14 protein-coding genes are annotated in these 14,818 nt (G+C 61.9%); all 14 read left to right on the top strand.

Annotated features, from left to right (window positions below; translation table 11 throughout):
• The first annotated feature begins 80 nt into the window (after positions 1–80).
• The 14 genes from trpS to H7C19_RS12325 all read left to right on the top strand — a co-directional run bounded on the left by trpS (position 81) and on the right by H7C19_RS12325 (position 14,812).
• Positions 81–1,070 (top strand): tryptophan--tRNA ligase, encoded by a 990-nt coding sequence (gene trpS / locus H7C19_RS12390; RefSeq protein ID WP_185142962.1) that lies wholly within the window; start codon positions 81–83, stop codon positions 1,068–1,070.
• Positions 1,071–1,087: 17 nt separating this feature from the next.
• Entirely contained in the window at positions 1,088–2,056 is a 969-nt protein-coding gene (locus H7C19_RS12385) for a phosphotransferase (RefSeq protein ID WP_185142961.1), read from the top strand.
• Between the two features lie 700 nt (positions 2,057–2,756).
• Positions 2,757–3,431 carry a sensor histidine kinase gene (locus tag H7C19_RS12380; protein WP_185142960.1) on the top strand — a complete coding sequence of 225 codons (675 nt, stop codon included), beginning with the start codon at positions 2,757–2,759 and terminating at the stop codon, positions 3,429–3,431.
• 35 nt (positions 3,432–3,466) lie between these two features.
• The gene (locus H7C19_RS12375; protein ID WP_185142959.1) at positions 3,467–4,138 is read left to right on the top strand and encodes a response regulator; all 672 of its coding nucleotides are present in this window, start codon (positions 3,467–3,469) and stop codon (positions 4,136–4,138) included.
• Positions 4,139–4,347: 209 nt separating this feature from the next.
• A complete protein-coding gene (locus tag H7C19_RS12370) occupies positions 4,348–5,103 on the top strand; it encodes a YveK family protein (RefSeq protein WP_185142958.1) in 756 nt (251 codons plus the stop codon).
• Positions 5,096–5,728 carry a CpsD/CapB family tyrosine-protein kinase gene (locus H7C19_RS12365; protein ID WP_221469213.1) on the top strand — a complete coding sequence of 211 codons (633 nt, stop codon included), beginning with the start codon at positions 5,096–5,098 and terminating at the stop codon, positions 5,726–5,728. The genes H7C19_RS12370 and H7C19_RS12365 overlap by 8 nt, the downstream gene beginning before the upstream one ends.
• Positions 5,729–6,117: 389 nt before the next feature.
• Positions 6,118–7,017, top strand: coding sequence for a UTP--glucose-1-phosphate uridylyltransferase GalU (gene galU, locus H7C19_RS12360; protein WP_185142956.1), 900 nt, complete (start codon positions 6,118–6,120; stop codon positions 7,015–7,017).
• The gene (locus H7C19_RS12355; RefSeq protein ID WP_185142955.1) at positions 7,001–7,693 is read left to right on the top strand and encodes a sugar transferase; all 693 of its coding nucleotides are present in this window, start codon (positions 7,001–7,003) and stop codon (positions 7,691–7,693) included. Before galU ends, H7C19_RS12355 begins: the two co-directional genes overlap by 17 nt.
• A 13-nt stretch (positions 7,694–7,706) precedes the next feature.
• Positions 7,707–8,966, top strand: a complete 1,260-nt coding sequence (locus H7C19_RS12350) for a glycosyltransferase (protein ID WP_185142954.1) — start codon at positions 7,707–7,709, stop codon at positions 8,964–8,966.
• 29 nt (positions 8,967–8,995) lie between these two features.
• Positions 8,996–10,303 carry an O-antigen ligase family protein gene (locus H7C19_RS35475; protein ID WP_185142953.1) on the top strand — a complete coding sequence of 436 codons (1,308 nt, stop codon included), beginning with the start codon at positions 8,996–8,998 and terminating at the stop codon, positions 10,301–10,303.
• Positions 10,300–11,523, top strand: a complete 1,224-nt coding sequence (locus tag H7C19_RS12340) for a glycosyltransferase family 4 protein (RefSeq protein WP_185142952.1) — start codon at positions 10,300–10,302, stop codon at positions 11,521–11,523. Before H7C19_RS35475 ends, H7C19_RS12340 begins: the two co-directional genes overlap by 4 nt.
• Positions 11,524–12,579 carry a glycosyltransferase gene (locus H7C19_RS12335; protein WP_185142951.1) on the top strand — a complete coding sequence of 352 codons (1,056 nt, stop codon included), beginning with the start codon at positions 11,524–11,526 and terminating at the stop codon, positions 12,577–12,579.
• Complete coding sequence (locus H7C19_RS12330) at positions 12,576–13,460, top strand: glycosyltransferase (protein ID WP_185142950.1); 885 nt, start codon at positions 12,576–12,578, stop codon at positions 13,458–13,460. The genes H7C19_RS12335 and H7C19_RS12330 overlap by 4 nt, the downstream gene beginning before the upstream one ends.
• On the top strand, positions 13,457–14,812 hold the full coding sequence (locus tag H7C19_RS12325; RefSeq protein ID WP_185142949.1) for a lipopolysaccharide biosynthesis protein: 1,356 nt from the start codon (positions 13,457–13,459) through the stop codon (positions 14,810–14,812). The genes H7C19_RS12330 and H7C19_RS12325 overlap by 4 nt, the downstream gene beginning before the upstream one ends.
• Positions 14,813–14,818: the final 6 nt, after the last annotated feature.

The raw sequence follows: 14,818 nt of genomic DNA, 5'->3' as shown, positions 1-14,818 counted from the left end.
GCGACGGAAGAGACGGTGTACGAAAGTGCCATTAGCGCGGTTCACGCCTAATCGAAAACCCATTTCAAGGAGGAATTACCATGTTAGAACGCGTATTAACCGGAGACCGGATCACGGGCAAGCTGCACCTCGGCCATTACGTCGGCAGTCTGAAGAACCGGGTGTTGCTGCAGGATCGGCATGAATGCTTCGTCTTATTGGCGGACGTACAGGCGTTGACGACACACTTTGACAGGCCCGGATTGATTCGGGAGCATCTTCGCCAAGTGGCGCTGGATTATCTGGCCGTCGGGATCGATCCCGGTAAGTCGACGTTGTTCGTGCAGTCGCTCGTCCCCGAGATTGCGGAGCTGACGGTGTATTTCTCGATGTTCGTGACCGTCAATTCGCTGCGTCACAATCCGACCATCAAGTCGGAGGCGGAGGCGCGGGGCTATACGGACATGTACTACGGCTTTCTCGGCTACCCGGTCAGCCAGGCGGCGGATATCGCCTTCTGCAAGGCCGCGCTCGTCCCCGTCGGGGAGGACCAGATTCCGCATATCGAGCAGACGCGCAAGATCGTACGGCGGTTCAACGATCTGTACGCTCCCGTACTCGTCGAGCCAAGGGCTTTGGTAGGCGAGCGGCTGGAGGGATTGGACGGCAACGGGAAGATGAGCAAGAGCCTCGGCAACGCCATCGCGCTCGACTGTTCGACGGCGGAGCTGACGGACAAGGTGAAGCGGGCGAAGACGGACCCGAGCCGCATCCGCAAGCACGATCCGGGCCATCCGGAGATCTGTCCGATCTACGGCTATCATCAAGCTTTCAATACGGACGAGGCGGTCGAGATTCAGGAGAGCTGCGCCAAGGGATCGATCGGTTGCACGGACTGCAAGGCGAAGATCATCCAAGCGATGGACGGCCTGCTGGACCCGCTGCGCGAACGGAGGCGTCTATACGAGGGGAGAGAAGCCTTCCTCGACGAGGTGCTGATCAGCGGGACCGAGCGGGCGCGCGCGATCGCCAAGGAGACGATGGGCGAGGTGCGGGAAGCGATGAAGATCGATTATTTCGCGAGAAAATAGGGAAGGCGCGTGCGCGGATGGAGACGGATCGAATGTGGCTGGAGCTGACGGAGGCGCTGCGGGAGCGGCTCGGGCTGGAGGTGGCAGCGGCCGTCCCTTTGACCCTCGGTTGGATGAACCGGAAATGGCGGATTCGCACGAACCGCGGCGAATACGTGCTGAAGCAGTACCATCGCGGCCGGTACACGGATGCCCGGGTGCCGGAGCTGCGCCGCGCGCTCGGTCAGCAGCAGCGGCTGCATGAAGCGGGCCTGCTCTGTCCGAAGCTGCTCGAACGGGACGGACGAGTGCTGCACGAGACGGCGAGCGGCGAGCGGTTCAGCGTTATGGCTTTTTGCAGGGGCGAGGTGCCGGCCCAAGGGCGCCTCTCGCCGGGACAGCTTCATCATCTCGGCCGATTGACGGCCGAGATGCACCGGTTGCTGAACGACGGCACGCTCGGCTCGGAGACGCGGCCCCAGTCGGTCTTGCAGTCCGTCGCGGAGAGATTGGACTACCTGGACGGCGTAGAGCTCGCGCTGCGGGAGCAAGGAGCGGAGGATGCCTGGCTGCGGATCGTCGAGTCCCACCGGGAGACTGCGGCGTTCATCGACATTGCCGAGCTCCGCGAATCGCCGCCGGGTTGGGCGCATCGCGACTTGTGGCGGGACAATCTACTGGTGGAAGGCGACGGCGTCGCTGCGCTGCTGGACTTCGACCGGCTGCACTACGATCATCCGGAGCACGACATGGCTAGGGCGCTGTTGTCCGGCTGCTATGCGGACGGCATTTACGACGCGGACCGGGCGGCGCACTTCGCCGCAGGCTACCGTACGGTGCTGCCGCTGCCGGAAGAGGCCGAGGAACGAGCCTTGAAGCTGCTCTACTGGATCGAGTGCCAGTGGTGGATTCGCCCCAACATGACGAGAGAAGGGGAAGGGCCGCCCGTGCAATTCAGGGAAGAGATGGCCTGGCTGGCGAGACGATTCGGCGGGGGGCGGGGATGAGGCGGAAGTTTGATGAGAGCGGCCATCGCGAGCTCTCTGGCCGGCTGGATCGGCAGCTACATTTATTTTCCGCGCGTGCCCGAGGAATTGTCGATGAACAGCAAATGACGCGGATGGCGAAAGCGGTTGCAATTTGCCGGATAAAAGCCCTTTCTGTAAGAATGAAAGGGCTTTATTTTTGTCGATTCTCGAAAGTTATGATAGCGCTTCCTTTTCTCTCATTTTTCTCATCCGATGCCCGCCTAGCGCGCTTTTTACGCCACCGAGGCGCGATTAGACAAGGATCGTAAAAACGCTTTCAAATTAAATAATACCAAAATATAGAAATAAAATCTTTGGTTTTCCTGGAATTTCCAAAAAACGGACTCGGTTCTTAAGGCCTATTATTTTGAATTCAAGAAATGAAAACTCGCAAAATCCGACATTTGCTAAAATTTGCTTGGACACCGCACTATGGCATACGTTTCACAGTTGGACTGGATATTTTTGGATTGCAAAGCGCCGAAAAGCGTCTCCGGTCATGACCAAGGTAGCAACAATCCTTATCCAACTACCTACTCGATAATCGGTACTCCCGTAGCATGGGCATGTCAATTTCGGCAGGGTATGTTGAAAATGAACGCTAATGCGCAGAAACGAGGGAACCTGACGAAAAGATTGGAATTTTCTCATCATACACACGGGAAAGGTGATGATTGGGATGGCTATGCAGAGCAAGGTAGAACCGTATTTACTGTTCGAGGAACGCAACCGGATCGCAGAAGAACTCCACGATCGCATTTGCCCGCATCTTTTCGGCATCTCCTGCGCGGTCCATTCCGCGGAGCAGGACGGGGGCGGCATGACCGACGCGGAGCACCTGGAGCTGTTGAAGGACATCCGGGAGGCCGCGGCGGCCGCGACGCGCGAGCTGCGCAAGACGATATACGATCTGAGCCTGTCCGAGCACGGCGGCAACTCGTGGCTCAGCAGCGTCGAATCCCTGCTGGCGAGCCAGGCCAAGCTGAGCGGCGTCAGGATCAGGTTCAGGCCGCCCGCCTTGGACCGGCGCTTGACCGTTCACCATCAGAAGGCGCTGTACCGGATTATCGCAGAAGCGATCGGCAACGCGATCCGGCACGGCGAGAGCAGCGTCGTCGACGTCAAGCTGACGCTGCGGCGCAGTTCGGCCACGCTGCGGATCTCGGACAACGGCAAGGGCTTCGAGGGCTGCGCCGCGCGCCAAGGCAGCGGAGACTCGGGCTTCGGGTTGAGGAACATGAAGGCGTTGGCCGCCTCTCTCGGCGGCAATCTGCAGATCGACAGCGGCGAAGGCAGCGGGACGCGGATCGTCGTGCGCCTGCCGCTGGTCGACGGGCGCGGGGAGCCGGTATAAACCGCAACTAACAAAAACGACAAACGGGTGATGATATGAAAATCGTAATCGTGGATGATCATCCTCTCGTTCGCAAAGGGTTAAGGGCCGTGCTGTCCGCGGAGGAGGGGTTCGAGATCGCGGGAGAAGCCGATACCTTATTAGGCGCGCTGTCGGTCATCGAGGTGGCGAAGCCGGATCTCGTCATCCTGGATATTCGGCTCGGCTCCGCGTCCGGCTACGACTTGGTCCGTTCGCTCGGAGGCATGTCCTGCCGGTTCATGATGCTGACTTCTTCGGCGTCCGAGGCCGACATCCGCAGGGCGAAGGAATGCGGGGCCGACGGGTATGTGCTCAAGGACGCGGCGCCGGACGAGCTGCTGCTCGCCGTCAAGATGATCGGCAGAGGCCGCAAATACTTTGATCAAAGCCTGCTCGGCACGCTGCTTCACAAGGAATCCGACGATCCGCTCGAGAAGCTGACGCCCAAGGAAAGAGAGGTGCTGAGCGCGCTCGGGGAGGGCTTGTCCAACGGCGCCGTGGCCAAAAAGCTCGTCATCAGCGAGTTCACGGTCAAGAAGCACGTCAGCCGGATCTTCCAAAAGCTGAACCTGACCGACCGGACGCAGGCCGCCCTGTACGCGCAGTCGCAGGGGATAGGAGACTTCGCTCCCCCGGATATCCGGACGGAGAGCGGCTTCGAGCTTCCGAATGGTACGAAAGTATAATTCGAATACCTACCGACGCGGCAGGACGATGGCTTCCGAAGAAGAAGCAAAATCATCCTGCCGCGTAATAGTTTTGAAAGTCGCAGGCGATTTACAATAAGAGCAGGACGAGGCAGGGGAGGCCAAAATGGAAGCGAATATCGGAAAATTAGTCAGAAAATTCTGATATTTTTTTCATTTTCAAACGAATTAGCATCGGAGGAAGCGTTTTGGAAATTCAACGGTATTGGAGCGTAGTCAGGAAAAGGCTCTGGCTGATCGCCTTGATTACGATCGTCGGCTGTACGGCGGTCGGCTATTATACCAGTCAAAATGTGAGACCGAACTACCAAGCCGCCGCGAAGCTGATGGTGTTCCAGAGCGAAGCCCCCGGCAAGACGACCTCAGCGCCCGACGCCGGCGCGATCACCTCCAACATCTTGCTGATCAAAACCTTCAAGCAGCTGATCCTTACGCCTCGAATATTGGACAAGGTCGCAGCCGCGTATCCCGATCTCCACACGACCGCAAGCGAGCTCGCCGCCAAGGTCGGCATCTCTTCCGTCAGCGAGACGCAGATCATGACCGTCGTCGCGACGGACGGCTCCTATCCGCGAGCCGCCAAGATGGCAAATGCCGTCTCCAAGGTATTCCAAGCCGAGATTCGCACGCTGTTGAATCTAAATAACGTTATCGTCCTGAACTGGGCAGACCCGGAGGCGAACCGGGCGCCGTCCTCGCCCAATCCCGTCAAGAACGTCGCGATCGTGTTCGTCCTGTCGCTTCTGATCGGCACCGCCCTCGCATTCCTGCTCGAGCACATGGACGATTCGGTCAAGACGGAGCAGGAGGTACGCGCCAAGCTGGGACTGCCGCTGCTGGCGGATATCCCCCGGATCGCGAGTCGGGATCTGAACGAGCCCGACGATACGGAACGAACGACGATGGGAGCGAGGGGGAAGCCGAATGTCACGATGGATGCGTAAACGAGGATTGATCGCGGCGAGCAACCCGAATTCGGAAGTCGCCGACAGGTATCGCAGGTTGAAAACGGGCATCGAGTGGACCTGCCGGGACGTCGGCATGAAGACGATCGCGATCGCGTCCGCGTTGCCCGGCGAAGGCAAGAGCACCACGTCCTCCAACATTGCGGTCGCCTACGCCAAGGCCGGCCGGCGGGTGCTGCTGCTGGACACGGACCTGCGGTCGCCCGCGCAGCACCAAATCTTCGAGCTGCCTAACGAAGCAGGGCTCAGCACGGCGCTCGCCGGACGGGGCGGACTGGACGAGGTCGCGCACAAGACGGCTTACGCCAACCTTCAGGTGGTGTGTGCCGGACCGCCGCCGCCCAACCCGTCCGAGCTGCTCGATTCGGAAGCGATGAACGCGCTGCTCGAGGCCGCCAAGGCGCGCTTCGATATCGTCATCGTCGACACGACCTCGATGGCCGCCGCGTCCGACGCGATGATCGTCGCCGACAAGTGCGATGGCGCCGTGCTGGTCATCCGTCGCGGCAAGACGAAGATGGACGCGGTCCTGAAGGCGAAGGAGACGCTGTCGTCCGGCCGGGTTCGGATCTTAGGGGCAGTGTTCAACCGCAGAGGGCGCTAGGTGAAGGATTGCCTAGCCATTCCGCATTTTTACTTGATCATACAGAATGTATAAGTTTCACGATTATCCATTTCTGTATGACCGACGATAAAAACGTATCGCCCTCTTTGGAGGACGGCGAAGCCGTTTTTACTTGAGGAAATGTCTCCTGCTCCTTTATCACCGGAGGCACTCGGCCATGCTGTGGGTCAGCGGACCTTAGACGTTCATCGTCAGGGGTGTGGCGTGAGGATGGGTTCGATGCCCGCTTTTATTTTCGATTTACTGCCACAGTGTAGTTGGTTTGCTCCATACGGAAGCAAGCGAGCGAATGAGGCTGAAATAGGTGTCTAGCCTCGCTCGAAACAAGCCGCATGGGATAAAGAGAAATACGGATGGGGTGAGAGCGAATGAAAAAAGTGAGAAAAGCGATTATTCCCGCGGCAGGCCTGGGCACCCGCTTCCTGCCCGCCACCAAGGCGATGCCCAAAGAAATGCTGCCCATCGTCGACAAGCCGACCATTCAGTACATCGTGGAAGAAGCGATCGAATCCGGCATCGAGGATATTATCGTCGTGACCGGCAAGGGAAAACGGGCGATCGAGGATCACTTCGACATCGCCTTCGAGCTCGAACACACGCTGGAGGAAAAGGGCAAGCTCGATATCCTGAGCAAAGTCCGCAAGTCGTCGAAAGTCGAGATCCACTACATCCGTCAGAAAGAAGCTAAAGGCCTCGGGCATGCCGTATGGTGCGCCCGCAACTTCATCGGCGACGAACCGTTCGCCGTGCTTCTGGGCGACGACATCGTGCAGTCGGATACGCCGTGCACAAGGCAGCTTATCGACCAGTACGATCAGACCGGCAAGTCGGTCATCGGCGTGCAGGCCGTCGGCACCGACCAGACGAGCCGCTACGGCATTCTCGATCCGATCGAGCGGCGCGGCCGGCTCTACGAGGTCCGGCGCTTCGTGGAGAAGCCGCCGCAGGCACAGGCTCCGTCCAATCTGGCCATTATGGGACGCTACGTGCTGACGCCGGAGATCTTCGAGTATCTCGGCAAGCACGAAGTCGGCGCGGGCGGCGAGATTCAGCTGACCGACGCGATCCAACGCCTGAACGAAACGCAGGGCGTTCACGCTTACGACTTCGAAGGCATGCGCTACGACGTCGGCGAGAAGCTCGGCTTTATCATGACGACGATCGATTTCGCGCTTCGCGACGAGGAGCTCAGGCACCGCCTAATGGACGGGCTCGAGTCGCTGATCTGGCGCGAGAAGATGGGGGAAAGCCATGGGCCTGCGGTATGACGGGGAGCTGGTCGCCCGGCTGACGGACTTCGAGCGCAAGCGGCTCGCGGCGCAGAACGGCGGCAAGCTGGCGTTCTACACGTCGGTCAAGCGCGGCATGGACGTTGCAGGCGCCCTGTTCGCGCTCGCGCTGTTCAGCCCGGTGTTCGCGGTCACGGCCGCGCTCATTAAGCTGGAGAGTCCGAAGGCGCCCGTTTTTTTCCAACAGACGCGCATCGGCAAAAACGGACGGGAGTTCAAAATGTACAAGTTCCGCTCGATGGTGCCGGACGCGGAGCAGAAGCTCGCGACGCTGCTCGCCCAGAACGAGATCAAGGGCGCGATGTTTAAGCTCAAGGACGACCCGCGCATCACCCGGATCGGACGGTTCATCCGCAAGACGAGCATTGACGAGCTCCCGCAGCTCGTGAACGTGCTGAAAGGCGAAATGTCGCTCGTCGGCCCCCGGCCGCCGCTGCCCAGGGAGGTGGAGGAATACTCGGACTACGACAAGCTTCGGCTCGCCGTAAGCGGGGGATGCACGGGTCTGTGGCAGGTGAACGGACGCAGCAAGCTCAGCTTCGAGCAGATGGTCGAGCTGGATCTGGAATACATTCGCAAACGGAGCATTCGGGGGGATCTGAAGATTATTTTTCGAACCTTCAAGCTGCTGCTTGGAGCCAAAGACGCATTTTAAGGGTGGCGACAAAATGAACAAAATTTTGTTTATTACGAATCGGCTGCCTTTTCCCGGTACGGACGGCCGCAAAAACATGCTGCTGCAGTACGTTCGGCAAATGAAGGACATTTACCCCGACGGCGAGATCGTTAATTTGTCGTTCGTGGACGATCCCAAGTATTTGGCGCAGCGGCCGTCGGAGATCGGCAGGCTCGTCGAGCTGAAGCCGCCGGGCAAGGCCGAGAAGCTGTACAACATTCTAGTCCACTCGCTGATCCGACGAAAATGGCCGCTGCAAGTATCCGTGTACTACAGCCGCAAGACGCACCGCCAGATCCGGGACTTCGTCCGGGAGGAGGAGCCGGACTTCGTCCTCTACGACATGGTGCGGGTGGCGGAGTACCTGTCCCCCGGACGGGGTCGCAAGGTGCTCAGCTACGACGACCTGCTGTCGCTGCGCTACCGACGCCAGCTCGACTGGTTCCAATACATCCCGTCCGTGCTCGGCGGATTCTCGGACAAGCTGCCGAACGGATTGAAGCGGTTCGCGGATCTGAAGTTCGTGCAAAAGTGGCTCATCGCCTTCGAGAGCAAGATGCTGGGCCGATACGAAAAGCAAGTGGCCTCGCGCTTCGACCATCTGATCTTCACCTCCCCGGCCGAAGCGCAAAACTTCAAGAAAACGACGCTCCACGAATCCTGCCACGGCGTCCCGATGAAGGTCGAGCCCGACGAGCGGATGCAGGCGAGAGGTTCCCGGCGCTACGACAAGAACAAGGTCGTGTTCGTCGGGAAGATGGACATTCCCCACAACAGCTCGGCCGTCGTGTACTTCTGCGAGCGCGTGTGGCCCCGGATCAAGCAAAGCAATCCGGCAGCCGTCTTCTACATCGTCGGCAAAAACCCGACCGCCGAAGTGCAGCGTCTGCAGAGCGAGTATCCGGGCGTCGTCGTCACGGGCGAGGTGGACGACGTCAAGCGGATCGTAGGCGACTCCGCCCTCATGATCGCGCCGCTCCTGTTCGGCACCGGGATCAAGACGAAGATTCTGGAGGCGATGTCCTGGGGCGTGCCGGTCGTGACCAACCGGATCGGGAGCGAAGGGCTCGACGCGAATCACGGGGAGGATTTGTTCGTGTGCGAGTCGGAGGACGAAATGGTACGCAACGTGCTGCTGCTGATGGGCGACAGCGAGATCAACGACAGCATATCGGGCAATTCGATCCGGTATGTGAGCCGCCGGTTCAGCGGTTCGGCCACGCGCAAAAACATGGAGCTGATCTTATCCTAGCGCAGAGCCGCGAAGAGCCGACCGATATCGTGCGCGCGGCGGTCGTCGCCCTGTTTTTGTTCTCGCTGGCGGTCATCACTTATGACAGCATGCCGTACTTCGCCTTTTCCGTCTATCGCCCGTTGGCGATGTTCCCGATGTTCGCCGCCTCGCTGCTGCTGTTTTTCACCGACTTCCGGTTCCGGCCGGGAGACGTGCCGCTCCTGCTCTTCGCCGCTTACAGCATCGGGCATTCGCTGCTCGCTTCGGCGGGCGGGGACATGGGCGCGAGCCTCAAGCACGCCGCGACGCTGCTGTTCGGGCTCTCGATGTACCGAGTGTCCGTCTACGTAGCCGAGCAGTCGAGAGCGGATCCCGCGCTGCGGCGCCGGATCGCGGTTTTCCTGTTGGTCGGGTTCGTCCCCCCGCTTGCGGCCGGCCTCTTGCAGCTGGCGGACGCTTACTTTATCCATAGCGGCTTCTCCGGCACGCTGACCGGACTGTTCTCGGAAAAGGTGTACAAGGGCCGGATCCAGATGCTGTCCGGAGAGCCGTCGTGGGCAGGCATCCATCTGCTGTGCGGCGGGCTGCTGCTGCTCTTCCTGTACAAGGAAGGGTACCGGAAGGTCGTGCTCGTCCCGCTGATCGGCTGCGCCGTGCTGCTCGTGCTCTCGTTTTCGGCCTACGCCTACAGCGTGCTGCTGACGGCGCTGCTCGTCTACGTCTTCATCGCGAATAAATACCGCGGCCGCATGCTGCTCGCGCTCGGCGCGATCGGCCTCGTCGTGGTCGTGGGCGTCCCCTTTTTGCTGGAGACGCTCAAGGTGAGCGGTTATTTCACGGACCGGTTCCAATTCGATTTCGGCCATCTGATCATGGCAGACAATTCCTTTTTTATCCGCGTCGTTTTCCCGGCGATCGGCTTTATCGAGTTTTGGCAGCATCCGCTCTTCGGCGTCGGCGGCGGATATTATTACCGACAGTTCGCGGACCTGCTGCTCGCGCACTTCGATTACGGCATGAAGTTCACCGAGGTCGCCAACCTGGTGAACGATCATCCCGAGATGGCCACCTCGCGCAACATGTGGTCCAAGCTGTTCGCCGAGGAAGGGCTGGTCGGCGCGTTATTGTTCGTCGGGTTCATGGGAGCGGCCCTGCGCAGCTCGCGCAGTCATCCTTACGCCCAATTCGCGTTCGCGTTGTGCGTTTCGCTCGTCATGAATTTCGATTCCTATTCCTTCGTGAACTTCTGGCTGCTGATCGGATGGATCCGGGGCGGATTTTTCGAAGGACGGCAGGCCTCCCGAGCGGCAGAATGGGATACGCAGAACGGTAGGGAGTTGAGACGTACCGCATGAAAATCGTCATTGTCAACAGTTTGTACGCCCCCCACATGATCGGCGGGGCGGAGATATCGACGCAGATCCTGGCGGAGACGCTCGCGTCCACGGCGGACGTGCACGTATTGACGCTGGGCGGTCACAATCGCGCGGGCGGCGTCGCCGAGGAACGGATCGGCGGCGTCACCGTGCACCGCCTGCCGCACGCCAATCTGTACTGGATCGGCGACGCCAAGCGGCGCGGCGTGCTGATGCGCACGGCCCGCAGGCTGACCGACCTGTACAATCCGCGGATGACCAAGACCGTGCGGGAACTGCTGTCGCAGATCCGGCCGGATCTGATCCATACGCAGAATCTGTCCGGCTTCGGGGCGGGCATCTGGACGGCGGCGGCCGGGCTCGGCGTGCCGATCGTGCACACGCTGCGCGATTACTCGCTGCTGTCGCCGGTCAGCTCCCCGATCAAGAATCCGCTGCTGGCCCGGCTGTACGCGTTGGCCTCGGCCGGATACAGCAGGCGGGTCACGGCGGTCGTCGGCATCTCGTCGCACATCCTGAGGCGCCATACGGACGCGGGACTGTTCCCCCATGCCGCGAGAAGGGTCATTCCGAACGCGGTGGAGGGCGGAATCGCAGCCAGCGCCAAGGACTTCGACCGCAAGCCGCTGCACATCGGCTACTTCGGGCGAGTCGAGCCGGAGAAGGGCGTTCGCGAGCTGGTCGAGGCGGCGATGTCCCTGCCGCCCGACGTCGTCGAGCGGATCGTCGTCTGCGGCGAAGGGAGCCTCAGGGGAAAGCTGGCCGAGAGCTGCCGCCACGACGGTCGCTTCGTATTCCCGGGCAAGGTGAAGCCCGCGGAAGCGCGTCGAATGATGGCCGAGGTCGACGTCAGCTTCGTCCCCTCGGTGTGGGAGGAACCGTTCGGCCGGGTCATCATCGAGTCGTATCAGGTCGGCACGCCGGTATACGCTGCGGACGTAGGCGGCATCCCGGACGCGGTCTGGAACCCGGACGAATTCCTGTTCCCGCCGGGCAGCGCCGCGGCCATCCGGGCCAAGCTGCTCTCGTACCATTCGTTGCCGGGCGGCGAGAAACGGCGGATTCAGGAAGCCTGCCTCAAGCATTGCCGCGGCTTCACGCAGGCGGCGCTGCTCGACCGGCATCTGAACCTGTACGACGAGACGCTGGCGGGCGGCGGGTACGCCGCGGTAGCGACCGCCGTCGGGCAGGTGCACTAGATGAGCGAGCCGATCGTATATATGTGGCCGAGGACGAACCCGCACAACAAGTATACCGAGCTGCTCGCCCGGTCGCTCGAGCGGCGGGGCCTGCGCGTCGATCACTACGCCAAGGGCTCGCAGTTCAAGCCCCGCAGAGGAGACATCGTTCATATCCATTGGCCGAGCTATACCTACCAGGCGTCATGGTTCGCGCTGACATTCGCGAAGTCGCTGTTTTTTTTGGCTCTGCTCTGTTGGTACAAGCTCCTGGGGGTGCGGCTGTACTGGACGATCCACAACATCTGGCCGCACGAGGGCCGGTCCCGCTGGGATGCGTTCATGCGCAAGCGGCTGCTGCGCCTGTGCGACGCGGCCTTCGCCCTCAGCGAGACGGTTAGGCGCGAGGCAGCCGACGTGTTCGGCGTCCCGGAGGACAAGATCGTCGTGACGCCGCACGGGCATTACGGCGGCGCATATCCGATCCGCGGGACGGATATCCGCGAACGATTCGACATTCCCGCGGACCGGTTCCTGTTCCTGTTCGTCGGGCGGATCAATCCCTACAAGGGCGTGGACCGGCTCGTCGAAGCCTACCGGTCGCTCGCGCCGGAAGAAGGCGCCCTGCTGATCGCGGGGCAGGCGGACGGGGAATACGACCTCGGCTTCATCGGCGAGCGCGGGAAAGCGGGGGGCGGCGGGGCGATTCGGCTGTACCCGAGCTTCGTGGCCGACGGCGAGCTGGCCGACTACCTGCTCGCGGCCGACGCGGTCGTGCTCCCGTACAGGCAGATTTCGACGAGCGGGAGCGCTATTCTGGCGCTGACCTTCAAAAAGCCCGTCGTCGCGCCGCGGATCGGCTCGCTCGGCGAGTACGTGTCCGAGGGCTGCGGCGTGCTGTACGACCCGGACGACAAGGACGGGCTGCGCAAGGCGCTGCGCGACGTCATGAACATGGACCGGCGCGAGACGGAGAGCCGGATCGCGGACAAGCTCCGGGAGCTCGATTGGGACCGGATCGCGGACCGGATGCTCGCCGTCTACGCCGGAAGGATACCGCAAGAGGTGAACGCATGAAAGCATCGGTAGCCATATGCACGCACAATCGGGCCGCGGATCTGCAGGAGGCGCTGCTGAGCCTGCTGCGGCAGCGGCACGAGTCCTTCGAGGTGATCGTGGTGGACAACGGCTCCACCGATCAGACGGCCCAAACGGTGCTCGAGTTCGAGCGGGTGGTCAGCTTCCCGGTCCGCTACATCTTCGAGGAGCGGCTCGGCCTCTCGGTCGCCCGCAACCGGGCGATCCGCGAATCGCGGGGCGAGTACGTGCTGTTCCTGGACGACGACGCGGTCGCGTCCGAGGATTGGATCGGCGGGATCGTCTCCCTGTTCGAGCGGGATTCCCGCATCGGCTGCGTCGGCGGCAAGATCGAGCCCGCCTGGGAAGGGGAGGCGCCGACGTGGCTGTCTCCCGAGAACCGCACGCTCTACACGATCCTCGACTACGCCGACGAGGTCGTGGAGATGAAGCGGCCGGCGATTCCGTTCGGCGCCAACGTGGCCTTCCGCCGCTCGGCGTTCGACATGGGGGCGCTGTTCCGCGAGGACCTGGGCCGCGTGGGGAGCAACTTGCTCTCGAGCGAGGAGGCCGAGCTGATCGAGCGCATCCGCGCCCGGCATTCGGTCTATTACACGCCGCACGCCTCGGTGCTGCACAAGATCCCGCGCAGCCGCATCAGCCGCAAGTGGCTGCTGCGCCGCATCTACTGGCAGGGCGTCAGCAGCGCGGTCAGCTCGAAGAGCAAGTTTCGGCTGTTCGCGCAGTCCGTCGTGAAGGTGCCGGTCTTCGTGCTGCTCTCGCTCCCGATCCTGTACGACAGGCGGCGGGTGTTCCGCAACGTCAGCCGGATCGCCTACAACAACGGGCTGATCAGCGGCGTGCTGGGCACGTACGAATGAGGAGGCTCAGCCGCCTATGGCGGGGGGAAGGCGCGCTGACGGCGATCATGCGGACGAGCGCCGCCAATCTGATCATCGTGCTGCTCGGCACCGTCACCTCGATCGTGACGGCGCGCATGTTCGGCGTGGCGGGCAAGGGCGAGTTCTCGGCGATCCTGTTCTGGCCGACCCTGCTGGCCGGCCTGCTCAGCTTCGGGCTGCCGACGTCCCTGATCTACAACCGGCGGACGCATCCGTCGCTCGGGCCGGCGTACGTCAGGGCCGGATTCCTGTTCCAGCTCCCGATCTGCCTGCTGGCCGGCACGATCGCCTGGATCTTCTTGCCCGCGTGGCTGGGCAACTACGGCGCCGAGATCGTGAGCATCGCCAGGTGGTACACGGTCCTTACGCTGCCGCTGCTGCTGGCGGTCGGTCTCATGTCGGCGCTCGCGCAGAGCATGGAGAATTTCGGCCTCTACAACGGCATCCGGCTCTACGTGCCGCTCAGCAATCTGCTCGGGTTGACGGCGCTGTGGGCGTGCGGGACTTTAAGCCAATTTTCCTCCGCCCTCATGTTCCTCGTCACGAGCCTGGGCGTCGTCTGTTGGGCGCTGTACCGGATGAGACGGGAGCTGGCCGCCTCCTGGTTCGCCAAGCGAGGCGGATCGGGGGACAAGACGAAGGAGCGCGGCGCGATCAAGACGCTGTTCGGCTACGGCGGGAGAGTGTACGGCGTCGAACTGCTCGGCACGCTGTACGGCCAGTGCGACAAGCTCATCATCCTGTCGCTGCTCGCGCCGCGGGAATTCGGCCTCTATACGGTCGTATACACGCTGTCCCGCGTGTTCAACATCGTCCAGACGGCGATCTCCGGCGTCGTCTTCCCGAAAGTGACGGGGCTCGCGCCAGACGAGATCGTAGCCAAGGTTAGCCGGGCGTTCCGGGTTTCCTTTCCGCTGATGCTCGGCGCGCTCGTCCCCGGCGCGCTCGTCGGACGCTGGCTGCTCGGCCTGCTCTACGGAGAGCCGTTCCTGGCCGCGGATACGGCGTTCTACCTGCTGTCGCTGGAATGCGTCGTGGGCGGAGGCTCGTGGATTCTGGCCTCCTCGTTCAACGCGATGGGACGTCCCGGTCTCGTGGTCGTCCGGCAGGCGATCGCGCTAGCGCTGACGGTAGGGCTATGCTTCGCGCTCGCCCCTGCTTATGGGCTGAACGGCATCGCGCTGGCGATGCTGATCGGCGCGTTCAGCCGGATCGTCATCTCGGTCGCGGCGATGAAAATCGTGTTCAAGGCGCCCGTCATGGGCGTGCTGTTCGACAAGAGCGACTGGCGCTTCCTGGCGGGACGCCTGACCAGGGCGGCGCAATCCTGATCGAAT

Source organism: Cohnella nanjingensis (assembly GCF_014212125.1).
GTDB lineage: Bacteria > Bacillota > Bacilli > Paenibacillales > Paenibacillaceae > Cohnella > Cohnella nanjingensis.
The sequence above is the reverse complement of the archived record's forward strand: the minus strand, read 5'-3'. Positions and strand labels throughout refer to the sequence as shown.

Coding starts and splice junctions, on each gene's coding strand:
- trpS (WP_185142962.1), top strand. CDS start 81: ATGTTAGAACGCGTATTAACCGGAGACCGGATCACGGGCAAGCTGCAC.
- H7C19_RS12385 (WP_185142961.1), top strand. CDS start 1,088: ATGGAGACGGATCGAATGTGGCTGGAGCTGACGGAGGCGCTGCGGGAG.
- H7C19_RS12380 (WP_185142960.1), top strand. CDS start 2,757: ATGGCTATGCAGAGCAAGGTAGAACCGTATTTACTGTTCGAGGAACGC.
- H7C19_RS12375 (WP_185142959.1), top strand. CDS start 3,467: ATGAAAATCGTAATCGTGGATGATCATCCTCTCGTTCGCAAAGGGTTA.
- H7C19_RS12365 (WP_221469213.1), top strand. CDS start 5,096: ATGCGTAAACGAGGATTGATCGCGGCGAGCAACCCGAATTCGGAAGTC.
- galU (WP_185142956.1), top strand. CDS start 6,118: ATGAAAAAAGTGAGAAAAGCGATTATTCCCGCGGCAGGCCTGGGCACC.
- H7C19_RS12355 (WP_185142955.1), top strand. CDS start 7,001: ATGGGCCTGCGGTATGACGGGGAGCTGGTCGCCCGGCTGACGGACTTC.
- H7C19_RS12350 (WP_185142954.1), top strand. CDS start 7,707: ATGAACAAAATTTTGTTTATTACGAATCGGCTGCCTTTTCCCGGTACG.
- H7C19_RS12340 (WP_185142952.1), top strand. CDS start 10,300: ATGAAAATCGTCATTGTCAACAGTTTGTACGCCCCCCACATGATCGGC.
- H7C19_RS12335 (WP_185142951.1), top strand. CDS start 11,524: ATGAGCGAGCCGATCGTATATATGTGGCCGAGGACGAACCCGCACAAC.
- H7C19_RS12330 (WP_185142950.1), top strand. CDS start 12,576: ATGAAAGCATCGGTAGCCATATGCACGCACAATCGGGCCGCGGATCTG.
- H7C19_RS12325 (WP_185142949.1), top strand. CDS start 13,457: ATGAGGAGGCTCAGCCGCCTATGGCGGGGGGAAGGCGCGCTGACGGCG.